This is a genomic window from Parafannyhessea sp. LCP19S3_B1, from assembly GCF_052121955.1.
Taxonomy (GTDB): Bacteria; Actinomycetota; Coriobacteriia; order Coriobacteriales; family Atopobiaceae; genus Parafannyhessea.
The window spans coordinates 14,061-35,880 of record NZ_JBQKDH010000016.1 but is presented as its reverse complement, the minus strand read 5'-3'; the positions used below and the strand labels follow the sequence as shown (position 1 = coordinate 35,880).

Sequence of the window (21,820 nt, the reverse complement as noted above, 5' to 3'; positions counted from 1 at the left end):
TTTCGACGGTGGCCTTTATGTGGTCCAATGGAAGAGGAGTCAACTATATTTTCAGATGTCAATAGATAATTCGAAAATATTTGTACAAAAACACTATACTTGCATATATTTGTACACCTTTGTATAAATGCACACGAGACAAGGCTAGGTTTCATTAATAGGGAGGGAGAACCCATGCCACTCGTGAATATGAATGAATTGATGGCAATTGCAACAAAGAACAATCTGATGCTTCCAGCGTATAACTCTACTGACATACAGATGACGCTGGGAATAATGGACGCGTTTCAGCGTGCAGGTATGCCTGGAATCATTCAAATCGCTCCGACGAACATTAAGGTAACGGGTTACGAGTACATTGCAGAAACCACAAAGATGGCTGCAAAGCACTATGTCACTCCGTTTGCGCTTCACCTTGACCACGGAAAGACGTTGGATGATGTTCGCCAGGCGGTCCAGGCGGGATTCACCTCAGTGATGATTGATGGAGCTGCGCTTCCCTTCGAAGAGAACATTCGCTTTTCTAGGGAGGCAGTTGATTTCGCTCACTGCTATGGCGTGCCGGTCGAGGCTGAGCTGGGTGCTTTAAAGGGCAAGGAGGACGATCACGTAAGTGAGGCAGACTGCCACACCGATCCCGCGCAGGTAGAAGAGTTCTGCGAGCGCACCGGATGTGACTCACTTGCTGTTTCGATTGGAAACGTACATGGGCTTGAGGAAAAGCCAAAGATAGACTTGGGCGTTCTTGCCGAGATTTCGAAAGTGTCACCCGTGCCTCTTGTTCTTCACGGTGGCTCTGGAATTCCTTTTGAAACCCTTAGAGCAATGCGTCCGTATGGGATGAAAAAAATAAATATAGCAAGTGATTTGCGTCAGGCGTACATTCGTGCGGTTGCAGCAAGGTATGAGAAGAATCACAACGAAGCGAATCTTGCCTCAGTCCTCCTGGATGCGAGGAATGCAGTCTCGGAGATGGCGTATGAGCTTGCAATCGAAATCAACAAGGATGTCTTGATTGGAAAGTTTTCGGAGCAATAGGAAATGTTGAAGGGATTGATCCTAGAAGAAGTGAAGGGAGGTTCATGATGATACAGATTTTGCCTGAAGCAGTTCAATGCAACATTAAGGTCAGTAGCCAAGAAGAGCTGTTTGACGTTATGTCCACATCGTTGGTTAAAGCCGGAAAGGTGAAGCCGGATTTTTCCTGCCACGTACTCGATCGCGAGCAGAGGTTTCCGACTGGTCTTCCATTCGATTCTTTCGGAGCGGCAATACCTCATACGGATCCGGAGAACGTTATATCGCCCTCTATTGCTGTTGCAACATTGCAAGATCCGGTTGATTTCCAGGTAATGGGTAGCCCTGAGTTGAATGTCGCGGTGTCGCTAGTTTTCATGCTTGCTCTTGATGACGGTCATGCCCACATCAAGTTCTTACAACAAGTCGTAAAGCTCGCCCAGGACAAGGAGAAGGTTTCTGAACTGTTTTCTGCGAAGTCCGATAGAGATCTCTTCCAGTCGGTAAAACGGTTCCTAGAAATTGAGGAGTAGAAGAGAGCCAACCAATTTTGTGTGCTGTAGGAGGGGTTAGATTGGCAAAGAAGAAGATTCTGTTCGTTTGCGCCACTGGAATTGCGACCTCAACTGTTGTTGAGGAAAAGGTCTGCGAGTACCTGCGTAATCAGGGCATTGATTTTGAGGCTGATCAGAGAAACGTCGGAAGTGTTCCTAGTATTGCGGACGACTTCGATTTGATTATCGCTACCACGCAAGTGCCGTATAAGCTCAACACGCCTGTGATTAGCGGACTTCCCTTCTTAACCGGATTTGGAGCGGATGAGACATTCGAGAAGATTAAGGAGGCGCTTACAAAATAGCAAGGCGAGACAACCTATCCGAGTGCTTTGAATAAGTAATATGGGAGAACACCATGGGTGGCATGTATAAAGGCCTATATGATTTCGTACAATACTTTTTGGGACTGGGAGCAATTGTTATGCTTCCAATCGTTATATTCATACTTGCGCTTTGCTTCAGGATTAAGCCCGCTAAAGCTTTTAGGTCTGCCCTCGTTGTTGGCATAGGCTTCGTAGGCGTCTTTACCATCTTTGCACTGATGGGTGATCAGGTTGGCCCTGCTGCAAAGGCAATTGTTCAGCGCACCGGGTTGAACCTTCCTGACGTGGATTTGGGATGGGCTCCTTTGTCCGCGATTACTTGGGGTTCGATAATCGCTCCTTTTGCAATTGTTCTTACTCTTGTGATTAATCTTGTAATGCTTGCTTTCAAGTGGACCAAGACTGTAGATATTGATATTTGGAACTACTGGCACTTTGCATTTGCTGGCGCGCTTGTGTATGTTGCGACGGGCAATTTCTTCCTCGGTCTTCTTGGAACTGCAATTGCGGCAGTCGTGATTATTAAAATTGCCGACTGGTGTGCACCGCTTACTCAGAAGTATTGCAACCTTCCTGGTATTTCGCTGCCCACACTTTCCAGTGCTGTGTTCTTCCCAATTGGTCTGCTGGGGAACTGGGTAATCGACAGGATTCCTGGGCTCAATAAGCTGCAGGCCGACCCTGTGCACATTCAGAAGCGCTTTGGCATCTTCGGTGAGCCGATGATGGTTGGTTTCATGCTTGGCGTGTTGCTTGGACTTCTCGCGGGCTATGACTTCAAGGGCGTTCTTTCTCTTGCTATCTACCTTGCTGCAGTTATGTACATTCTTCCCCGCATGGTACGTATTCTGATGGACGGACTGATTCCTGTTTCCGATGGCGTAAAGGACTTCATGGCAAAGAGGTTCCCGGATCGCAAGGATTTCTACATCGGCCTCGATATCGCCGTGGCCATCGGAAATCCTGCAATTATCGCTACTGGCCTTCTTCTTACTCCCATCGCAATCCTGCTTGCATTTATTGTTCCGGGAAATGAGACTCTTCCCGTCGCTGACCTTTCAAATCTTGCAGTGTTCTGCTCCATGATCGTTGTTGCGTGCAACCAGAATATTGTGCGCGCGGTCATCATCTCCATCCCCTGCCTGGTTGGAGACCTGCTGATTTGCTCTGCTGCGTCGCCACTGATTACCAAGCTTGCAACTACGGTAGGTTATGATATGTCTGCTGCTGGTGGTAGCAACATCACCGCTTTCCTCGATGGCGGGAACCCGTTCCGTTATCTCATCTATCAGATATTCTCTGGGAATGTTGTCGCCATGGTTATTGCGGTCATAGTCGCTGCGCTTGTGTTTCTCACCTACAAGCTCACCTATAAGCAGACCCATCCCGAGGTTGAGGCTCAGGATTAACTGAGTGTGAGTAGGTTAAGATGGCGTGGGTTACAACTTCCCACGCCATCTTACATTCGGATAGATCGGCTTCTTACAAGAATGGAAACGAGGTGATACCAGTTGCCATTTGCAATAGGCATCGATGTGGGAACAACCAACACCAAGGCCGTTCTTTGTGAGCTTCCAACATGCGATTCCTTACTTGTAGAGAAAATCGCCAGTCCAAAAATTACTACAAATAGTAATACGGACTATGACGTTCGTAGCTTATGCGATGGAGTCTACAATCTACTGAAGAAGTGCGTTCTGAAGCTTGGGGCAAAGTCATCGGACATACAGTTCGTTTCAATTGCTAGCGTTGGAGAGTCTGGTGTCCTCATATATCCAGATGGGTCTTTCTCTAGCAGATCAATCTATTGGTACGACAATCGTGGCGAGGTATACGCTCGGAACGCGATCGAATCGGGGTTTTCGGAGACCCTTTACCATATAACTGGTGTACCTACGCATTCGAATTCGGCACTATTCAAGATTCTATGGATGCGCGACCACGGTTCAGATTTGAAAAATGCAACATGGCTAACAATGGCAGATTTTATCGCCTGGACACTGTGTGGATGCGCTGGACAAGACAGGACTTTGGCGTCAAGGACTGCTGCGTATGATGTAGAGAACGACTGCATGTCAAGTGAAGTGCTCAATCACTATCGGATTCCAAGCACGCTTTTTGCTGATATCGTTGACAGCGGTTCACCAAGAGGACTAGTAACGCGTGAAGTGCAGGAGAAGACTGGGCTGCCACCGACTTGTAATGTATGTGTGTCTGGACATGACCACATGTCTGGAGCGGTCGCATGCAATCTTTTACAAAGCGGTGGGGCTCTGAATTCGACCGGAACTTCTGAGGGCTTACTACTTCTGAAGGATGATGCCGACCTGAGCGATTCCTCAATGAAGAGGCAAATTACCAATGGACGCTTTGTGGATAGGGACAAATTTACATCCTATGCTTCAGTTCCGTCGGCTGGACTCTCCTTTGAGTGGTCTTTGAGAACTTTAGGGAAAGACCAGGATCAGTTTTTCAACAAGGGACAGGAAAAGATATTCCGAGAATATCTTGATGGCAATTTCGAAAAGACGAAGATTGTTTTCGTGCCGCATCTACGTGGGAGTGGTCCGCCAGACAGAGATTCAGATTCCCGTGCTTTCGTATACGGCATGAGCGACATGACCAGTGATGACGAACTCTTATATGCCACACACTTAGGTGTATGTCTTGAATTTGCTTGTCTGTGCAATTGCATGACGAACGGCAAGGGACTTAATAAAGACATTGCTGTAAAGGTGATAGGACCGGCTGCTAAAAATCCATTGTGGATGCAGCTGAAGGCAGATGTACTAAATACTAAGTTTCTAGCGTGCGATGTTACAGAGGCCGTGGCCAGAGGTTCTGTCATTGTATCGGCTAGCAAATTCGGGTATGAGGTAACGCCAAGAGTTCCAATAAGAGAGTTTGCGCCTGACGCGGGTCGTCACCAGATGTTGCAGAAGTTCCTCGAACGATGGTACGTACCGCTGTCCGAAGCGGTTAGGGCATTCGAACGAAATGTCGAGAAAGAGAAATAGGCAACAGAATGCCATTTACGAAGATACTTGGATTGAGCGAGTAAGACTTCAACTTCGCGTCGATGTCGAAATGATCCTTCAGCAGATAGAAGGGGTGGGGTGCATTGAATGCACTCCACCCCTTGTTTGGCTCAGGCTTGATATGGCATGCTGTGACGTCTCGTGGCCATAGGCTAGAAGCTCGTCTCGACGGGAGTGGAATAGGCGATTTGGAACGACCCGCCCTTCTCGTCCAAGACGGTGTATCCGCAGTTTGCCTGCCTGACGCTCCAGAAGTCCTTGAGGGGGATGTCGAACAGACGACCAATGATTGCGCAGTTTATGCCACCATGTCCTGCGATAAGAATGCCGTCGCGCTGCCTGGACTCGGGTACGAGTACATTGTCGATAAAGTCTTGCGCACGGGCGTAGATGTCATCGAAGGACTCTCCGCCAACAGGCGCGTGATAGAGGTTGGGATGCCGCTCGTAGTTGTAGGCCTCGCTTGTCCATCGGAACCACGGCCAGTGTCTATAGCTGTGGCTCTCGAGGAGGCCGTAGCCGTGCTCGACCAGCCTGAGATCCTTGTGTATGGGAACGTTGCGATTGCCGAGCGCGAGCTTGGCAGTCATGTAGGCACGGTCGAGTGGGCTTGAGTAGCAGACGTCGAAGTGGTATTCCCTGAGACTCTCCGCCAGCCTTTTAGCCTGTTGTATGCCTGTCTGGTTGAGGGGGATGTTGACCTGGCCTTGCATCTTCTTCTTTACGTTCCAGTAGGTAAGACCATGGCGTATCAGAACGACCCTACAACCCATATGACCTCCAAGAGCTTATGCGGTGGTTGGACAGCCAGGGACGTTACGCCTGGCGACTGCTGATATGATGCACCCAATTGGCTATGTTGTGCGACCAGACTAAAAGAACCCAATATCTTTATGGGGGCTGGGTCGACGTTGCGCGGCGCGTCCGCGGACGGATATGGTGTAGCCTGTCTGTAGCTCAGGTTGACGCAAGATGCCTGACGGCTGCGATTGCGAGGCCCCATGATCGAGTACTACAAGACGTCGCACGAGGTTGCCGCGGACGGTACGAAGGTGCCGTTCACGGGCAGGGTCGACGCTCCCGTGCGGGGGTGCTGGATCAGCGTGGTGGCGCCCACGCAGGAGGAGCGCCGCTGGATGCTGGAAGAGCTGCACGTGAACCCGGAGTTCGTGACGTCCGCGCTCGACGACGAGGAGACGTCCCGGGTAGACCTGGACGCGGAGACCGGGCAGGCGCTCGTGATCGTGGACTGCCCGTTTGTGGAGGATGAGCGCGAGGCCGTGGACCCTTCCATCGTGCAGTACGACACGCACCCGCTGGCCGTGCTGTTTCTGCCGGAGCAGGACGCCATTATGACTGTGAGCCTCAAGCCAAACGCGACGGTGGACGCGGTGGCCGGCGGACGCATCTCCGGCGTCAACACGGCGCAGCGCACGCGCCTGCTGCTGCAGATGCTGCTGTTCATATCGCGTCGCTACCAGGCGGACCTGCGCTCCATCAACCGGCAGTTCCGCGAGAACGAGCGCAAGCTCCGCCGCTCCATGCGCAATGCGGACCTCATCAAGATGCTCGGCTTCGAGAAGTCGCTCGTGTACTTCTCCACCTCGCTCAAGGCGCTGGACGCCACGGTCAGGCGCATTGGCTACGGGCGCACCGTGCGGCTGTACGAGGACGACCGCGACCTGTTGGACGACGTCTCCATCGAGGTTAGGCAGGCCATCGAGATGTGCGGCATCTACACTGAGGTCTTCAACGAGACGATGGACACGTTTGGCTCGATAATCAACAACAACCTGAACCTCACGATGCGCACGCTCGCCATCATCACGCTGGTGCTTTCGATGCCGACGATGGTGTTCTCGTTCTACGGCATGAACACCGCGCTGCCGCTGGACGAGGCGTGGGTGTTCCCGCTGGTGCTGTCCGTCGTGCTTTCCGTGGCGGCCGCGGTCTGGATCATGCGCAGCCGCCTGATCAAGTAGCGCCGGCGCCGCTACTTGATCAGGATCTCTCCCACGATGCGGGCGGACTCCGCGGCGTCCTTCGCGTAGTAGTCCGCGCCCACCATCTTGGCGTACTCCGGGTTCAGCACCGCGCCACCCACGATGACCTTGCACCACGGCGCCTGCTTGCGCAGCAGCTCTATGGTTTCGGCCATGGCCGGCACGGTCGCCGTCATCAGGGCGGAAAGCCCCACAACCTGCAGGTGCTCGCGGACCACGGTGTCCACCACCACCTGCGGGTCAACGTCGCGGCCCAGGTCGATCACGTCGTATCCGTAGTTCTCGAGCAGCATCTTCACGATGTTCTTGCCGATGTCGTGGATGTCGCCCTTCACGGTGCATATCGCGACCTTGCCCTTGGAGGCAACCTCGACGCCCGTGGCGTCGTTCGCCTCCTTGATGGTGTTGAAGCCGGCCTTGGCCGCCTCGGCCGAGGCCATGAGCTGCGGCAGGAAGAACGTGCCCTTCTCGAAGCGCACGCCCACCTCGTCCAGGGCGGGAATCAGCACGTCGTTTATGGCAAACAGCACGTCGTGCGTGGCGAGAATATCGCGCATCAGGGCAGGCATCGGGCCCTTGCGCCCGGCAAGCACCATGGCCCTGGCCTGGGCCACGGGGTTGTCCGCCGCGGGTGCGGGCTCGCCCTGCCCCTGCGCGGACGTGCCGGCGGCGGGGGTCGCGGTGCCGGCGGCTGCCGCGCCCGTGGCTGGGGCGGCGTCGCTCCTGCCGGCGTAGCCAGCCACGTACGCCTGGGCGCTCTGGTCCTCGCCGGAGAGCACACGCCAGCTGTTGACCACGTCCATCATGCGCTGCTGGCACGGGTTGATGATGCACAGGTCGAGCCCGGCCGCAAACGCGGCCGCCAGGAACGTGGCGTTCACCAGCGGGCGGAACGGCAGGCCAAAGCTGATGTTGGACACGCCGAGCACCGTGCGCACGCCCGGGAGCTCGCGCTTGACCAGGGCGATGCCGTCGAGTATGGCGCGCGGGGCGCTCTGGTCCGTGGAGGCCGCCATGCACAGGCAGTCCACCACCACGTCCTGGCGCGGAATCCCGGCGGCGTCCGTCGCGGCCACGATCCTACGCGCCACCCCAAGGCGACCCTCCGCCGTCTGGGGTATGCCCTTCTCGTCTATGGTAAGGGCCACCAGCGCGCAGCCGTAGTGCGCCGCTATGGGGATGACGGCGTCCATGGTCTCTTGCTTGCCGTTGGTGGAGTTGATGATGGGCTTGCCCGGGTAGCTGCGGACGGCCGCCTCGATGGTGGCCGGCACGGCGGAGTCCACCTGCAGCGGGAGGTTCGTTACGCCCTGGAGGTCTGCCATCAGGCGACGCAGCGTCGCGGACTCGTCTATCTCGGGCAGACCGGCGTTCACGTCCAGCACCTGGGCGCCGGCGTCCGTCTGGCTGATGGCCTCCTGCATAACGTAGTCGTAGTTGCCGGAGCGCAGGGCCTCCTTCATGCGGCGCTTGCCCGTGGGGTTGATGCGCTCGCCGATGACGCCCACGTGGCCGGCCGGCAGGCTCACCAGGCGCTGCGAGCTTGCGACCGCGAAGTCGCGGCACACGTCGCGCGCGGCGGGGGTGCGGCCGGCAAGGAGGTCCCTCTCGCCCGCGATGTAGTCCGGCGTGGTGCCGCAGCAGCCGCCGATGACCGTGACGCCGGCGTCCAGCATGTCGCGCACGGCCTCGCAGTACTCCGCGGGCTTGATGTCGTACAGCGTGACGCCGTCCTCCACGTGGGGAAGGCCCGCGTTTGCCTGTGCCATCACCGGCACGCTGGACCACGGCAGCATGCGGCGCACGAGCGGCGCCACGTCCTTGGGGCCAAGCGAGCAGTTGATGCCCACGACGTTGGCGCCGAGCGAGCTGAGGGTCTTCGCCGCGACCTCCGGCGTGGTGCCCAGGAAGGTGCGGCCGTCCTCGTCGAAGGTCATGGTGCAGAATATGGGCAGGTCGGAGCACTCCTTTGCCGCGAGCACGGCCGCTTTGGCCTCTGCGAGGTCCGCCATGGTCTCGATGATGAACAGGTCCGCGCCCGCGGCGTCGGCCGCGCGCACCTGCTGGGCAAACAGCTCGTACGCGTCGTCGAACGGCAGCGTGCCCATGGGCTCGAGGAGCGAGCCGGTGGGGCCGATGTCCGCGGCGACGTAGCGCGCGCCGGAGGCCTTTGCGCAGGCGACGGCGGCCGAGAAGACCTCCTCCACCGTGGCCGCATCCCCCAGCTTGGGTGCGCTCGCGCCAAAGGTGTTGGTGGTGACGACCTCGGAGCCCGCCTGCACGTACGCCTGGTGGATCTGGGTTATCTGCTGCGGGTTGGTGAGGCACAGAAGCTCTGGCACCTCGCCGGCCGCAAGGCCGCGCTCCTGCAGTTGCGTGCCCATGGCGCCGTCGAACAGCAGGAGGTCCTGCCCCGCGAGCACGCGGCGCAGGTGGTCGTCCTTGACGCGCAGGGTGCGGTGGTCGTACGTGCCAAAGTACTTGCGGGCGTCGATGGTGCCCACGTTTTTGCCGGCGGTCCTGCCGGCGGCGGGCGTCTTGGTGGTTGCGTCAGTCATGGCAGGTCCTTCCTGTGGTGGCGCGGAGGTTGCAGAACGCGCGGCAGAAGCAGTCCGCGCAGCTTGCGTGCGTGGAGGGCTGCGGCGCGTCGAACATGCCCACGACGGCCGTCACGCTCTTGGTGGGGGTCATGAGCAGGGTGGGGCTTAGGGTGATGCCCAGGCGGCGGCGCGCGTCGAGCGCGTCGAGCAGCACGGGCTGGGTCTGCATGGGCATGTCGCCGTAGCCCGGCGAGAAGCGGAAGTTGGTGTACAGCCCCTCGCGCGCGGCCATGCCCACGAGCGTGGCCTCCGCCGCGTCAGCCGCGCGCTCCACCATGGTGGTGGCCGCGGCGTCAAACAGCACCTGGTCCAGGTGGTCCGTGAGCGAGAGACGCTTGAGCTCGCGCTCCACGCCCATGCCTATGGTGACGGCGAGCACGCCCACCTTGCGGGCGCCCGCCATGTGGCGCTGCATGGACGTGCCCACGAGCGTGAGCGCGGTGTCTGTCAGGGTGACCTGCGGGGTCCCGTCGGGAAGCTCTTCTCGCCCGGCGACGTCGTACACGGCAATGCTTGCGCGTGCGCGCCCGATGGCAAGGCAGCTTGCGATGGCCGCATCCAGGCGGGCGTCGAGCTCCGGCGTGACCTCCTGGCCGCGGTAGCCCAGGTAGCGCAGGACCTCCTTGCGGTCAAGCGCGTCTATCTGGTAGCTCTTGAGCGTTGGCGCGACGGGCATGGTCTAGGCCTCCACGTAGCCCGCCCGCAGCAGGCAGTCGTGCGTGGCGTCCGCGACGGACGGGCGGTTCATGGTGTAGACGTGCAGGCCGTCCACGCCGTTGCGGGCAAGGTCCACCAGCTGCTCGCACGCGTACGCGACGCCGGCGTCCTGCTGGGCCTGCTTGCTATCGCCGGCGGCGACCAGGCGCTTGATGACTGCGGCCGGGATAGAGGCGCCGCAGGTGAACGCCATGCGCTGGATCTGCTGCACGCTGGTGAACGGCATGATGCCGCACACGATGGGCACCTTGATGTGCGCGCGGCTGCAGCGGTCGCGGAAGCGGTAGAAGTCCTCGTTGTCGAAGAAGAGCTGCGTCACCAGGAAGTCCGCGCCGGCGTCGACCTTGGCCTTGAGGTGCTCGATGTCCGCCTGGAGCGAGGGGGACTCGAGGTGACCCTCAGGGTAGCATGCGGCGCCCACGCACAGGCCGGCCTGCTTGAGGTACGCCACCAGGTCCGACGCGTGCTCGAAGTCGATCACGTCGCGTCCGGGCGCGCGGTCGCCGCGCAGCGCCAGCACGTTCTGGACGCCGGCCGCCTGGATCTTCTGTACGTAGGCGTCCACGTCCGCGCGCGACGACCCCAAGCACGTGAGGTGTGCCAGGGCCTGCGTCTTGTCGGACGCCTGGATGGCCTTGGCCACGCTGACGGTGTTCTGCGAGTTGCCGGAGCCGCCCGCGCTGAACGTGACCGATATCCAGTCCGGCGAGTTCTGCATGAGGCGCTCCGCGATACCGGTGGCCTGCACAACCGACATGTCCCCCTTGGGCGGGAAGATCTCGTACGAGAAGGTCTGCTTGCTCTTGAGGATGTCGGCTATGCGCATGGTTGTCCCTTCGTGTTGCATGGTGGCGCGCCGAGCGCAGGTGCGCCCAGCTTGGTCTACCCATGGTAGCGTTGGGACGCGGGCGGCGCGAAAACGGTACCGTTCGGTAATAGTTGCGTATTCGATAACGCGCCATCGTGCCGCGCGATGGCCGCCACTGGGCGAGAAGGACGCGGGCACGCGTGTGCGCGGGGCCGCGGGACGGCCGCCCTGCGGCCCCGCGGCTAGTACAGCGGCAGCTCGCCGGTGATGGGGTCGACGTCCTCTGCGCGGAGCGGCTCGAACGCGAGGCAGGTGTACGTGGCCTCGCCGTGGAACTCCGTGAGGCCGGCATCGCGTATGAGCGCAACGGCAAAGCCGCGCTCGCGGCCCTGGTCCGCGATGCGCAGCAGCGCCTCCTCGGAGTCCACGTACACGCACACCTTCGCGACGCCGGCGTCGAACCAGTCGGAAAGCGCCGTGCGCGGCGTGCCGTCCGCGTCCAGGTACACCCACGTGGGACTCCCGTCCTCCGCGGTGGCAAGGCGCACCTGGTCAAGGCGGTGCTCGCGCGCAAGCGCCATGAGCACGGCCTCCACGCACGCGTGGCCGGCCTGTGCAGCGATCTTGCCCTTGCGCATCTTGAGGTCGCGCCTCATCACGATCATCTGCTTGGCGAGGTAGGAAGAGCTTGGCATGGGGTCTCCGCTTCGATGGTGGGGGATGTGTTTCTCGCCTCACCACTATAGCGGCGACGCAGGCAAGGCGGCGGCTCTTCTCGTATGATGGACGAACTCTGTTGGTTGCGTACGCACGCCGTGGCGGCGCGAGAGGTTGGGAGTGGCATGGCGGACTTTGGTGGCGTCGACGCGCACAAGCTGGCGATGGCCGTGATGATGGGCAGGTCGGACGAGGCGCTGGCCATGCTGAAGCAGCTGGACCTGGGCACGATAGCGGAGCTCGTGGAGAGGGCGGGGGTCTCGGCGAGCGCCGAGGAGCTGCACCGGGCGATTGCGGAGTCTGCCAGCATGGGCGAGCTTCTGGACAAGGTCGAGAAGAGCACGGGGCTTGGCCTGAGCGACCTCGCAGGCCTTGCGACCGGCCTCATGGGCAGGCGCGGGTAGGGGAGCGACCGGAGCCCAGACGCCCGAACTTCTGCTGCCGGGCAGGTGAGGGGCCCTAACGCTACGCGAGCTTGCCAAGCTGCCCGATCGCCCAGAGCGGGACGTTGACGAGCCAACCCTCTGACCAGCGACGTTACAAAACTCGCACGTTTTACCCTAGGAAAAACGTGCGAGTCTCCCACGTTTTCCAAGGGAAGTTGTGCCGTTTGCCTGCCTTGAGCTAGCCATCGGTCTGCCTCGAACCTGCCCTCGGCGCCGCTTGGGTGGGCCCGTGCGGTGCCCTGGGCACGCTGCATCCGCGCGGCAACAAAAAGCCACCCGCGTCCGTGGACGCAGGCGGCTGCATGGAGTATATGCTCCCGTGGCGTGAGGCCCGGTTAGTCCTCGACCTCGAGCAGGGTGATCTCGAAGTTCAGGGCCTTGCCCGCCATCTCGTGGTTGAGGTCAAACGTGATCGTGGACTCGTCCTTCTCGACCACCTGCGCGGGGAACGGACGGCCGTCCATGCCAGAGAGCATGACCTTGGCGCCGGGCTCGAGCTCCTCCGCGCCGGGCAGCTGCGCCAGGGGGATGGTCTGGACCAGGTCGTCGCGGTGCTCGCCGTACGCGTCCTTGGGCTCCAGGCGCACGTTGACCGTCTGGCCGGGCTCCATGTCCTTCACCGCGTTGTCGAAGCCGGCGATCATCTGTCCCGCCATGCAGGTAAATGCCAGCGGCTCGTTGCGGTCGTACGAAGAGTCGAACTTGGTGCCGTCGTCGAGGGTGCCCGTGTAGTGGACCTTGACCTTCTTGCCTTCGTTGCTCAAGGAATGCTCCTGTCTTTCGCCTTTGTGCGGATGGCACAAGGTTACCCAAAAGGCACGCGCGCCATGCGGGCAAGGCCGACAGCGCGCCTCCGCCCACCGAGCCGCCACAAATGACGGCGCCGCCCGCCGCCCAAAGGGGCCGGCGCGCCCGGCGGCACATACAAGTTCGACAACGGTGCGGTAGACTATCTACCTGCGCCCGCGCGGGCGCACGGGCAAAGCGCCGCACCCGCGGCGCCGGGATGGAGGCACGTTTTGGGCAAAGAGGGTTGTGTCGGCGTCTTCGACTCCGGCGTCGGCGGCATCAGCGTCCTGCGCAGCATGGTTGCCGCGCTGCCGCACGAGGACTTCGTGTTCTTTGGCGACTCGGCAAACGCGCCGTATGGCGAGAAGAGCACGGACGAGGTGCTGAGGCTCTCGCGCGCAAACGTGGAGCGTCTGCTGGACGGCGGCGCAAAGGCCATCGTGATCGCGTGCAACACCGCGACGAGCGTCGCGGCCGCCCGCCTGCGCGGCGACTACCCGGACCTTCCCATCGTGGGCGTGGAACCCGCGCTCAAGCCGGCGACGCTTGCCCCCAGGCACGACCGCATCCTGGTCATGGCGACGCCCATCACCCTCAAGCTCGACAAGTTCCACAAGCTCGCGCAGGAGTGGGGGTCTGACTCCACCGTCATCCCCGCGCCGTGCCCCGGCCTTGCCGCCCGCATCGAGCAGGGCAACCTGGACGCGCCGGACCTCACGGAGCTGCTGGAGCGTCTGGTGGGGCAGTACCGCGGCACGGTGGACAGCGTCGTTCTGGGCTGCACGCACTACCCGTTCGTGCGGCGGCAGATTCGCTCCGTGGTGGGCGACGTCCCGTTCTTCGACGGCGCCGAGGGCACGGCCCGCCGCCTGAGGAGTCTGCTCGCGAAGGCGGACCTCCTGAAGCCGGAGGACGAGCCCGGCTCCGTCACGTTCGAGACCAGCCTGAGCAAGCCGGGCGAGCTCGACCTGTACCAGTGGTTCTTCAACCAGGACTGCTAGGCGCACCGGGACTTCCGGGCACGACGCTACCTTGCGGCCGACTTCCTGCCGGCGGCATCGCCCCAGAAGAACAGCGCCACGGTGCCCGGTCCCGTGTGGCAGCCGATGGTGGCGCCGATGTCGAACACCTGCACATGGCCGTCCATCTGCGGAAACGCCTGCTCAACCATCGTGGCGACGTCGCGTGCGTCGTCCGCGCACTCGGAGTTGCACAGAAAGGCGCGTCCCGTGTAGCGCTCGCCCCCAAAGGCGGTCGCGCGCATGATGTCGACCACGCGCCTCTCGGCCTTCGCCTTCGTGCGAATCTTCTCGATCACGGCAAGGCTCCCGTCCGGCGCCACGTCCATCACGGGGCAGATGCGCAGCAGCCCGCCCGCGACGCCCGCGACCTTGCTGATGCGCCCGCCGCGCACGAAGAACGTCAGGTCTGACGAGAAGAACCAGTGCTGCACCTCCTGGCGGTGCTGCCTGGCCCAGGCCGCAAGCTCCTCCAGACCCATGCCCTCGCGCCTGAGGTCGGCGAGCCTGTCCATGAGCATGCCGTAGCCGGAGGAGGCGCACAACGAGTCCACCACCACGATCTTCTGGTTGGGGTACTCGTCCTTCAGCAGGTCTCGCGCGGTGCATGCGGAGTTGTACGTGCCGGATATGCCGGAGGACAGCGTTACGTGCAGCACATCTTTGCCGGCCTCGAGGAACGGCCGCCAGAACTCCTGGTACTCGCCCACGGACACCTGGGACGTCACCACGTCCGCGCCGGCGAGCATGCGCGCGTACAGCGTGGCGGGGGAGTTGGTGCGGCCAAAGTCGTCGTGGCAGGCCTCGCCGTCGATGTTGTAGTTGAAGTACACGTACTCGATGTCGCGGCTGCGCAGAAAGTCCTCGGTCACGTCGACCGTGGAGCAGCAGCTTAGGATGTAGTCGTTCAAACGGGCTCCTTACCGCGCCGCCGTCACGGGGCGCACGTGTAGGCTGCGGCCCTTGGCGGCCGTCCTTCTCGCCTGTGTTTTTAGACAGAGTACCCAATAAGTGTTGGAATTTTATGGCACGCGAGCCATTTGGCGGCAACTTGACGCGATTCCGAGGGCATTCCCAATCGCGCTGTGTTTATTCGCGGGATTGGCCATCTTCACAACTCTTAAAGAGGTTGCGTATTTGGTGAGCGGTAAAATATTGTCCGTAGACGTCGCCTGCTCGCGGGGTGCAGCCGATCGCAGGTGGCAAAGCCCATGGCGTAAGGAGAAGCAATGCCGTACAACGTTCTGGCGGAGTTTGGGGCTACTGCCCTCATGATCGTGTTCGGTGTCGGGGTTCACTGCGACACCGTGCTCAAGGGCACCAAGTACCACGGCTCCGGCCACATGTTCGCAATCACCACGTGGTCGTTCGGCATCTCCGTCGCGCTCTTCATCTTTGGCGGCGCCGTCTGCATGAACCCGGCCATGGTGCTTGCGCAGTGCATGATCGGCCTGGTGCCGTGGTCCAGCTTCGTGCCGTACGTCGTGGCGGACATACTCGGCGCGTTCTTCGGTGCGGTCCTGGCGTGGTTCATGTACGCGGACGACTTCAAGGCGTCCGAGGGCGACCCCGAGGTGAGCGCCGTCGCAAAGCGCAACATCTTCAGCACCAACCCCATCGTCCAGAACCTCCCGCGTGACTTCTTCTGCGAGGCCACCTGCACCTTCGTCTTCATCTCCGCCATCCTCGCCGCCGCCAGCCGCGCCGGCGACAACGTCCTGCTGCTTGCCATCTCCGTCGGAATCATCGTGTGGGCCGTGGGCATGGGCATGGGCGGCATCACCGGATTCGCCATGAACCAGGCGCGCGACCTTGGTCCCCGCCTTGCCTACCAGCTGCTCCCCATCAAGGGCAAGTGCGACAACAACTGGAAGTACGGCCTGATCGTGCCGGGCATCGCCCCGTTTGTGGGCGCGGCGCTCGCCGCGCTCTTCGTCCACGGCTTCCTGGGCATGTTCTAGGGCCTGGCGCGACACCGCCTTCGGGCAACACGAGGTCAACACGGGCAACATAGGACTTCCGCAAGGGCGCTCCTACGGGGCGCCCTTTTTATGACGGGAACGTTAGCGGCGCTTCCCGCGACGCCTGTCACGGGGCATAAAAGTTTTTCTCGCCCGCGCGCTGCCGCGACGCGGCCGTGCTAGCCTGAGACAATCCGAGTGCGTTTTGAAGGGAGCTTGCATGGGAAGACGCGGGGAGCAGAACGCCCCTCTTGGCGGAGGAGGACAGGGCCATGGGAAGCGCCATCGCGTGCGCAGGGTGCTGCTGGGGATGGTCGTGGCGCTTGTGGCGGTCTTGCTCGTCCTTTGCCTGGGAATCCACATCTACGCCGCAAGTTACAGCCATGCGACGGCGACTGCGTGGGAGGCGCTTGAGACCTCTTCCGAAGTGCGGGTAAAGCGGCTCGACAGCGGTGACGTGCTGTTTGTGCCGAGCGATGCGGGCCGCGTAAGCGCCGCGCTCGTGTTCTATCCCGGCGGCAAGGTGGAGGCGACCGCGTACGCGCCCCTGCTGCGGCGCCTTGCGGAGCGCGGCATTGCGTGCGCGCTCACCCGGATGCCCGAGAACCTTGCGGTGCTTGCACCGAACGCGGCGGACCGCAGCCGGGGCGAGCTTGAGGATGCACTGAGAGCGGCGGGGTGCGACCCCCTGAACGTGCCATGGATGATGGGCGGCCACTCCCTGGGAGGTGCGATGGCCGCAAGCTATGCCGGGAGCCACGCGAGCGAGTACCGGGGGCTTGTGCTGCTTGCGGCATACTCTTCCGGCGAAATTTCCAAAAGCGGGCTTCGCGTCCTGCTTGTTACTGGAACGCGCGATGGCGTTCTCAACCGCGACAGATACAACAGCTGCCTTGCAAACCTGCCGAGCGACTACCGCGAGGTGCGGATCAGGGGCGGAAACCACGCGGGGTTTGGCAGCTACGGCAGGCAGGACGGTGACCGTAAGGCCACGACATCTGGCGGGGAGCAGGTGGAGGCGACCGTCCAGGCAATCGTGAGCCTTGCGGGGACGTTGTAGGTCAGGCGCCCCCAGCGTCGGAAGCCCGTGCCGGCGTCACGCCGAGCGTGCCGGGGCGATGGGCGCCGTCCTTCTCGCCCGCGGCGCGCGTGCGTGCGCGCAAAAAACGGGACCCGCCACCGAGGTGACGGGTCCCGTGCTGCCCTTGTGGGGAAAGGTCCTACTTGGTGAGGGCTTCCTCGACGGCGACGGCGCACGCGACGGTGCAGCCGACCATGGGGTTGTTGCCCATGCCGATGAGGCCCATCATGTCAACGTGCGCAGGCACGGAGCTGGAGCCGGCGAACTGGGCGCTGGAGTGCATGCGGCCCATGGTGTCGGTCATGCCGTAGGAGGCAGGGCCGGCGGCCATGTTGTCCGGGTGCAGCGTGCGGCCGGTGCCGCCACCAGAGGCGACGGAGAAGTACTTCTTGCCGGCCAGGACGCGCTCCTTGAAGTAGGTGCCCGCGACGGGGTGCTGGAAGCGCGTGGGGTTGGTGGAGTTGCCGGTGATCGAGATGTCGACGTTCTCGTGCCACATGATGGCAACGCCCTCGCGGACGTCGTCGGCGCCGTAGCACTTGACGGCGGCACGCGGGCCCTCGGAGTAGGGGACCTCGCGCACGATCTCAAGCTCGCTGGTGTAGTAGTCGAACTTGGTCTGGACGTAGGTGAAGCCGTTGATGCGGGCGATGATCTGGGCGGCGTCCTTGCCAAGGCCGTTCAGGATGACGCGCAGCGGCTTCTTGCGGGCCTTGTTGGCGTTGTTGGCGATGCCGATGGCGCCCTCGGCGGCAGCGAAGGACTCGTGGCCGGCCAGGAACGCGAAGCACTCGGTGTCCTCGCCAAGCAGCATGGCGCCCAGGTTGCCGTGGCCCAGGCCGACCTTGCGCTCCTCGGCGACGGAGCCGGGGACGCAGAACGCCTGCAGGCCGATGCCGATGGCGGCGGCGGCCTCGGACGCGGTCTTTACGCCCTTCTTGACGGCGATGGCGCAGCCAAGGACGTATGCCCACTTTGCGTTCTCGAACGCGATGGACTGAATGCCCTCGGTGATCTGGTAGGGATCGAAGCCGAGGTCGGTGCAGATCTTGCGAGCTTCCTCAAGGTCAGCAATGCCGTACTCTGCGCAGGTCTTGTTGATCTTGTCGATGCGGCGCTCGTAGCCTTCGAACGTGATTGCCATGTGTATTCAGCTCCCTTCCTACTCTTCGCGAGGATCGATGACCTTGGCGGGGTTGTCCCACTGGCCGTAGCGGCCCATGGCGCCCTCGACGGCCTCCTTGGGATCGGTGCCGGCCTTGATGGCGTCGGTGAACTTGCCGAGGTTAAGGAACTCGAAGCCGATGATCTCGTCGTCCTTGTTGAGGGCCATCTTCGTGATGTAGCCCTGGGTCAGCTCGAGGTAGCGGGCGCCCTTGGCCTTGGTGCCGTAGGTGGTGCCCACCATGGAGCGGAGGCCCTTGCCAAGGTCGTCGAGGCCGGTGCCGACGGGCAGGCCGTCCTCGGAGAACGCAGTCTGGGTGCGGCCGTAGACGATCTGCAGGAAGAGCTCGCGCATGGCGACGTTGATGGCGTCGCAGACGAGGTCGGTGTTCAGCGCCTCGAGGATGGTCTTGCCGGGAAGGATCTCGGCCGCCATTGCCGCGGAGTGCGTCATGCCGGAGCAGCCGATCGTCTCGATCAGGCACTCCTCAATGACACCCTGCTTGACGTTGAGGCTGAGCTTGCAGGCGCCCTGCTGGGGTGCGCACCAGCCTACACCGTGCGTGTAGCCAGAGATGTCAGAGATCTCCTTGGCCTGGACCCACTTGCCCTCCTCGGGAATGGGCGCAGGACCGTGGTATGCGCCCTTGGCGACAGTGCACATACGCTCCACTTCTGCGGAATACTGCATGGTTCTCCTCTCCACCACATCAAGCGCGTCGGGCCTTGTCCCGCGCGCCACTGTCCGGTGTGTGACTGGCCCATGCGGCCGGTCAGACCCATTTTATGCCACGGCGTGTGTTTGTCGCCACAATACATTCAAGTTCGGTAGAAATATCGTTAGGGGCGGGACTTGACGCGGAAGCGTGGTCATTTGGTGTCGCGATTGATGGCTGTCGTCCCGGGCGGGGGAGGGCGCAAGCACGCGCGGCACCTATAATCATTCGCACGCACGAGAAGTGCGGCGCCCTTGGTTTGGGTGCTCACCGTGGGCATGGAGGCTGCGGATGACGATGGGCTACGAAATCGGGCTGGGTCGGCTTGTCAGGCTAAACGCATCCCTCGCGTTGGCGTATCAGAAGCCGGTCTTCGCCGACGACTACGTGCTCTGCGGGCTGCTGGACCAGTTCTCGCGCGCGTTCGACTCCGCGTGCGCGACCATGCGGTGCGTCTTGGCGGACGGTTGGGGCGTCGACGACTTCCCGGAGGGGACCACGCGCGAGCTCCTTTCCAAGGCGCTCTACAACGGGCTGATTACGGACGAGAAGAGCTGGCTTTCCATGCTGCGGCTCAGGAGCGAGCTTCCACAGATACATGATGCCACTCTGGACAATCCGAGCGTGTCCGCGGTCGCCGCGCGCGACATCCTGGAGCGCTACATTCCCGCGCTCGCGGCGTTCGAGCGGGACATGCGCGAGGTCGTGGCCGGGCTTCCGAAGTAGGCCCCACGCCAGGCGGCGTCGGGCTGTATGCGGGATTGTGCGTGTCCGAAGGCCGTCGCGCGCCCGTGTGCCGCGACCCCTCGTGGCACGTCCTTCTTGCCCAGGGCGCCGCCGCCCATGCCATATAATCGGTGGGATGAACACTCCCCGGAACATACCAAGCTGGGCGTACGCCGTGGCCGTGGTGCTGACCACCGTGGCGTACGGCGCGTCGTACGTGGTGATAAAGGACGCGATGGAGGCCGTGGCCACGTCGTGGCTGCTTGCCATGCGCTTTGGGCTGGCGGCCCTTGTGCTGGGCGTGGCATTCTGGCGGCGCATCGCGCGGACCATCGACCTCAGCCACGTGCTGGCCGGCGTGGTGGTGGGCCTGCCGGAGGCGCTGGGGTTTCTGCTGCAGAACCTGGGACTCACGCAGACCTCGCCCGGGCGCAACGCGTTCCTCACGGCCACGTACTGCGTGATGGTGCCGTTTCTGGCGTGGGCGGTCGAGCGCCGTCGGCCGGGCGCAAACAACGTGGTAGCGGCGCTCATGTGCCTGGCCGGGGTGGGGCTGCTGTCGCTTACGGGGCGGCAGAGCTTGAGCCTGGGCGCGGGCGACTGGCTCACGCTCCTCTCCGCGCTGATGTACGCGAGCAACATGGTGGCCGTAGGGCGCCTGGGCCGCGCGCACGACGCCGTGTGCCTGACGTTCGTCATGCTTGCGACGTGCGCGCTCGTGTGCCTGGGGTGGGCGGTCGCGCTTGAGCCGGCGCCCGCGGCATCCGCGTTCACGGCGGAGTTCGCCGCAGAGCTGGCGTACATAACCATTGCGACCACCGTCGTGGGGCTGCTCGTGCAGAACGTCGCACAGCGGCACCTGCCGTCGTCCCAGGTGGCACTCCTGCTCTCGTTCGAGAGCGTGTTCGCGGCGGCGTTCTCCGTCGCGTTCTACGGCGAGAAGATCACGCCCTCCCTGCTTGCGGGGTTCGCCCTCATCTTCGGGGCGGTCCTGGTGAGCCAGTTTGCGCCCGACCGCCGGCAGGCGGACGAGCTGAGGGCCGAGGCCAGAAGGGGGAGGCTGTAGTGTCGAGGGAAGCGTTGCGCGCGGGCGCGGGCGCGGGAACGAGTGCCGCGGGCGCGCGCCGCGAGCCGCCGGTGTGGGCGTTCGAGCTGGGGCTGCTGCTTGCGGCCGTCATCTGGGGAGGCGCGTTCGTGGTCCTGAAGGACACGCTGGACGCCATGACCCCCATCTGGATCATCGCGGTGCGCTTCTGCCTGGCGACGCTGGTGATGGTTGTCATCTTCCACCGCCGCCTCGCGCGCTACCTGGACGCGAGCCACGTGCTGGCGGGCGTGGCGATCGGCCTTCCGGAGGCCGTCGCGTTCATCATCCAGAACGTGGGCCTTTCGGGCACCACGCCCGGCAGGAACGCGTTTCTCACGGCGACGTACTGCGTGATGGTGCCGTTTCTTAACTGGGCGTTCCTGCGCAGGCGGCCCGGCGCAAACAGCGTGGTTGCGGCGCTCTTGTGCCTTACGGGCGTGGGGTTTCTGGCGCTTTCCGGCGAGCGCGGCTTTGGCCTGGGGTTTGGCGACGTGGTCACGCTCGTTTCGTCCCTGTTCTTCGCGCTCAACATCGTGGCCGTGGGCCGCTTTGGGCGCGCGCACGACGCCATGGTCATCACGACGGTGATGTTTGCGCTTTCGGCCGTGCTGTGCACCGCCGTGGCGCTGGTGGCGGAGCCCGTGCCCAACTTCGCCGCGCTGACGCCGCGGTTCTGGGGGTGCATGGCCTACGTGGTGCTTGGCTCCACGGTGGCGGCGCTGCTGCTGCAGAACGTTGGCCAGCGCCACGTGCCGCCGGCGCAGGCCGCGCTCCTGCTCTCGCTCGAGAGCGTGTTCGCGGTGCTGTTCTCCATCGTGTTCTACGGCGAGAAGGTCACGCCCTCTCTGATGGTGGGCTTCGTCCTCATCTTCGTGGCGATCACCGTGAGCCAGTTTGGGCTGGGACCGCTCGTCCGCGCGAAGGCGCGCGGCTGACGGGGCCGTTGGAGAAACACGCCTCCGCCGCGCCCGAAACGCGCTACGCTAAAAAGATACGCGAGACGCCGGTTTTCGCAATTGCGGGAACGAATGGCTTACGATATGGCACCAAC

General features: G+C 62.1%; 22 protein-coding genes. 13 read left to right on the top strand and 9 right to left on the bottom strand.

The genetic code is table 11. The features are described from left to right. Nucleotides 1-174: 174 nt before the first annotated feature. The 5 genes from ACTQWE_RS09265 (at nt 175) to ACTQWE_RS09245 (ending at nt 4,914) form a co-directional block, all read left to right on the top strand. Nucleotides 175-1,038, top strand: a complete 864-nt coding sequence (locus ACTQWE_RS09265; RefSeq protein ID WP_441921621.1) for a class II aldolase — start codon at nt 175-177, stop codon at nt 1,036-1,038. Nucleotides 1,039-1,082: 44 nt separating this feature from the next. After that, nucleotides 1,083-1,550: a PTS sugar transporter subunit IIA gene (locus ACTQWE_RS09260; RefSeq protein WP_441921619.1), complete on the top strand. Its 468-nt coding sequence runs from the start codon at nt 1,083-1,085 to the stop codon at nt 1,548-1,550. 41 nt (nt 1,551-1,591) lie between these two features. Continuing rightward, on the top strand, nt 1,592-1,876 hold the full coding sequence (locus ACTQWE_RS09255) for a PTS sugar transporter subunit IIB (protein ID WP_441921617.1): 285 nt from the start codon (nt 1,592-1,594) through the stop codon (nt 1,874-1,876). 53 nt (nt 1,877-1,929) lie between these two features. Beyond that, on the top strand, nt 1,930-3,306 hold the full coding sequence (locus ACTQWE_RS09250) for a PTS galactitol transporter subunit IIC (protein WP_441921615.1): 1,377 nt from the start codon (nt 1,930-1,932) through the stop codon (nt 3,304-3,306). Between the two features lie 102 nt (nt 3,307-3,408). Beyond that, entirely contained in the window at nt 3,409-4,914 is a 1,506-nt protein-coding gene (locus ACTQWE_RS09245; protein WP_441921613.1) for an FGGY-family carbohydrate kinase, read from the top strand. Nucleotides 4,915-5,087: 173 nt separating this feature from the next. On the opposite strand, the gene ACTQWE_RS09240 is transcribed toward ACTQWE_RS09245, so the two are convergent. Next, entirely contained in the window at nt 5,088-5,708 is a 621-nt protein-coding gene (locus ACTQWE_RS09240) for a histidine phosphatase family protein (protein WP_441921611.1), read from the bottom strand. A 228-nt stretch (nt 5,709-5,936) separates the two neighbouring features. Here ACTQWE_RS09240 and ACTQWE_RS09235 point away from each other — a divergent pair, with 228 nt between their 5' ends. Continuing rightward, nucleotides 5,937-6,917 carry a magnesium transporter CorA family protein gene (locus tag ACTQWE_RS09235; protein ID WP_441921609.1) on the top strand — a complete coding sequence of 327 codons (981 nt, stop codon included), beginning with the start codon at nt 5,937-5,939 and terminating at the stop codon, nt 6,915-6,917. A gap of 11 nt (nt 6,918-6,928) precedes the next feature. On the opposite strand, the gene ACTQWE_RS09230 is transcribed toward ACTQWE_RS09235, so the two are convergent. The 4 genes from ACTQWE_RS09230 to pth2 form a co-directional block, all read right to left on the bottom strand. Then, nucleotides 6,929-9,496 (bottom strand): homocysteine S-methyltransferase family protein, encoded by a 2,568-nt coding sequence (locus ACTQWE_RS09230; protein ID WP_441855179.1) that lies wholly within the window; start codon nt 9,494-9,496, stop codon nt 6,929-6,931. Further along, nucleotides 9,489-10,214, bottom strand: coding sequence for a vitamin B12 dependent-methionine synthase activation domain-containing protein (locus tag ACTQWE_RS09225; protein ID WP_441855181.1), 726 nt, complete (start codon nt 10,212-10,214; stop codon nt 9,489-9,491). The genes ACTQWE_RS09230 and ACTQWE_RS09225 overlap by 8 nt, the downstream gene beginning before the upstream one ends. A 3-nt stretch (nt 10,215-10,217) precedes the next feature. Continuing rightward, nucleotides 10,218-11,081 carry a methylenetetrahydrofolate reductase [NAD(P)H] gene (gene metF, locus ACTQWE_RS09220; RefSeq protein ID WP_441855183.1) on the bottom strand — a complete coding sequence of 288 codons (864 nt, stop codon included), beginning with the start codon at nt 11,079-11,081 and terminating at the stop codon, nt 10,218-10,220. Nucleotides 11,082-11,305: 224 nt separating this feature from the next. Continuing rightward, complete coding sequence (gene pth2 / locus ACTQWE_RS09215) at nt 11,306-11,758, bottom strand: aminoacyl-tRNA hydrolase (protein WP_441855185.1); 453 nt, start codon at nt 11,756-11,758, stop codon at nt 11,306-11,308. Between the two features lie 147 nt (nt 11,759-11,905). On the opposite strand from pth2, the gene ACTQWE_RS09210 reads away from it, so the two are divergent. Then, nucleotides 11,906-12,184 (top strand): hypothetical protein, encoded by a 279-nt coding sequence (locus ACTQWE_RS09210; RefSeq protein ID WP_441855187.1) that lies wholly within the window; start codon nt 11,906-11,908, stop codon nt 12,182-12,184. 377 nt (nt 12,185-12,561) lie between these two features. Here ACTQWE_RS09210 and ACTQWE_RS09205 read toward each other — a convergent pair whose 3' ends face one another. Beyond that, a complete protein-coding gene (locus tag ACTQWE_RS09205) occupies nt 12,562-12,990 on the bottom strand; it encodes an FKBP-type peptidyl-prolyl cis-trans isomerase (RefSeq protein WP_090844851.1) in 429 nt (142 codons plus the stop codon). 255 nt (nt 12,991-13,245) lie between these two features. Between ACTQWE_RS09205 and murI the strand changes: the two genes are divergently transcribed. Further along, on the top strand, nt 13,246-14,016 hold the full coding sequence (murI, locus tag ACTQWE_RS09200) for a glutamate racemase (RefSeq protein ID WP_373576268.1): 771 nt from the start codon (nt 13,246-13,248) through the stop codon (nt 14,014-14,016). Nucleotides 14,017-14,042: 26 nt separating this feature from the next. Here the strand turns inward: murI and ACTQWE_RS09195 are convergent, their stop codons facing one another. Then, nucleotides 14,043-14,945: a DegV family protein gene (locus ACTQWE_RS09195; protein ID WP_441855189.1), complete on the bottom strand. Its 903-nt coding sequence runs from the start codon at nt 14,943-14,945 to the stop codon at nt 14,043-14,045. Nucleotides 14,946-15,263: 318 nt separating this feature from the next. Between ACTQWE_RS09195 and larD the strand changes: the two genes are divergently transcribed. Then, entirely contained in the window at nt 15,264-15,995 is a 732-nt protein-coding gene (larD, locus tag ACTQWE_RS09190; RefSeq protein WP_441855191.1) for a D/L-lactic acid transporter LarD, read from the top strand. A gap of 220 nt (nt 15,996-16,215) precedes the next feature. Then, the gene (locus ACTQWE_RS09185; protein ID WP_441855193.1) at nt 16,216-17,055 is read left to right on the top strand and encodes an alpha/beta hydrolase; all 840 of its coding nucleotides are present in this window, start codon (nt 16,216-16,218) and stop codon (nt 17,053-17,055) included. Between the two features lie 160 nt (nt 17,056-17,215). Here the strand turns inward: ACTQWE_RS09185 and ACTQWE_RS09180 are convergent, their stop codons facing one another. Further along, a complete protein-coding gene (locus ACTQWE_RS09180; protein ID WP_170104240.1) occupies nt 17,216-18,220 on the bottom strand; it encodes a GGGtGRT protein in 1,005 nt (334 codons plus the stop codon). Nucleotides 18,221-18,238: 18 nt separating this feature from the next. Beyond that, on the bottom strand, nt 18,239-18,931 hold the full coding sequence (locus tag ACTQWE_RS09175) for an iron-sulfur cluster assembly scaffold protein (protein WP_170104241.1): 693 nt from the start codon (nt 18,929-18,931) through the stop codon (nt 18,239-18,241). A 316-nt stretch (nt 18,932-19,247) separates the two neighbouring features. Between ACTQWE_RS09175 and ACTQWE_RS09170 the strand changes: the two genes are divergently transcribed. The 3 genes from ACTQWE_RS09170 to ACTQWE_RS09160 all read left to right on the top strand — a co-directional run bounded on the left by ACTQWE_RS09170 (nt 19,248) and on the right by ACTQWE_RS09160 (nt 21,704). Further along, a complete protein-coding gene (locus ACTQWE_RS09170; RefSeq protein ID WP_441921607.1) occupies nt 19,248-19,682 on the top strand; it encodes a nucleotidyltransferase substrate binding protein in 435 nt (144 codons plus the stop codon). Nucleotides 19,683-19,818: 136 nt separating this feature from the next. Further along, on the top strand, nt 19,819-20,748 hold the full coding sequence (locus ACTQWE_RS09165; protein WP_441855197.1) for a DMT family transporter: 930 nt from the start codon (nt 19,819-19,821) through the stop codon (nt 20,746-20,748). Then, complete coding sequence (locus ACTQWE_RS09160; RefSeq protein ID WP_441855199.1) at nt 20,748-21,704, top strand: DMT family transporter; 957 nt, start codon at nt 20,748-20,750, stop codon at nt 21,702-21,704. Before ACTQWE_RS09165 ends, ACTQWE_RS09160 begins: the two co-directional genes overlap by 1 nt. The last annotated feature ends 116 nt before the right edge of the window (nt 21,705-21,820 follow it).

Excerpts from the sequence above, each read along its gene's own strand:
- ACTQWE_RS09265 (WP_441921621.1), top strand. The coding sequence starts at position 175 with ATGCCACTCGTGAATATGAATGAATTGATGGCAATTGCAACAAAGAAC.
- ACTQWE_RS09260 (WP_441921619.1), top strand. The coding sequence starts at position 1,083 with ATGATGATACAGATTTTGCCTGAAGCAGTTCAATGCAACATTAAGGTC.
- ACTQWE_RS09250 (WP_441921615.1), top strand. The coding sequence starts at position 1,930 with ATGGGTGGCATGTATAAAGGCCTATATGATTTCGTACAATACTTTTTG.
- ACTQWE_RS09240 (WP_441921611.1), bottom strand. The coding sequence starts at position 5,708 with ATGGGTTGTAGGGTCGTTCTGATACGCCATGGTCTTACCTACTGGAAC.
- ACTQWE_RS09235 (WP_441921609.1), top strand. The coding sequence starts at position 5,937 with ATGATCGAGTACTACAAGACGTCGCACGAGGTTGCCGCGGACGGTACG.
- ACTQWE_RS09230 (WP_441855179.1), bottom strand. The coding sequence starts at position 9,496 with ATGACTGACGCAACCACCAAGACGCCCGCCGCCGGCAGGACCGCCGGC.
- ACTQWE_RS09225 (WP_441855181.1), bottom strand. The coding sequence starts at position 10,214 with ATGCCCGTCGCGCCAACGCTCAAGAGCTACCAGATAGACGCGCTTGAC.
- metF (WP_441855183.1), bottom strand. The coding sequence starts at position 11,081 with ATGCGCATAGCCGACATCCTCAAGAGCAAGCAGACCTTCTCGTACGAG.
- pth2 (WP_441855185.1), bottom strand. The coding sequence starts at position 11,758 with ATGCCAAGCTCTTCCTACCTCGCCAAGCAGATGATCGTGATGAGGCGC.
- ACTQWE_RS09210 (WP_441855187.1), top strand. The coding sequence starts at position 11,906 with ATGGCGGACTTTGGTGGCGTCGACGCGCACAAGCTGGCGATGGCCGTG.
- larD (WP_441855191.1), top strand. The coding sequence starts at position 15,264 with ATGCCGTACAACGTTCTGGCGGAGTTTGGGGCTACTGCCCTCATGATC.
- ACTQWE_RS09185 (WP_441855193.1), top strand. The coding sequence starts at position 16,216 with ATGGGAAGACGCGGGGAGCAGAACGCCCCTCTTGGCGGAGGAGGACAG.
- ACTQWE_RS09180 (WP_170104240.1), bottom strand. The coding sequence starts at position 18,220 with ATGGCAATCACGTTCGAAGGCTACGAGCGCCGCATCGACAAGATCAAC.
- ACTQWE_RS09175 (WP_170104241.1), bottom strand. The coding sequence starts at position 18,931 with ATGCAGTATTCCGCAGAAGTGGAGCGTATGTGCACTGTCGCCAAGGGC.
- ACTQWE_RS09170 (WP_441921607.1), top strand. The coding sequence starts at position 19,248 with ATGACGATGGGCTACGAAATCGGGCTGGGTCGGCTTGTCAGGCTAAAC.
- ACTQWE_RS09165 (WP_441855197.1), top strand. The coding sequence starts at position 19,819 with ATGAACACTCCCCGGAACATACCAAGCTGGGCGTACGCCGTGGCCGTG.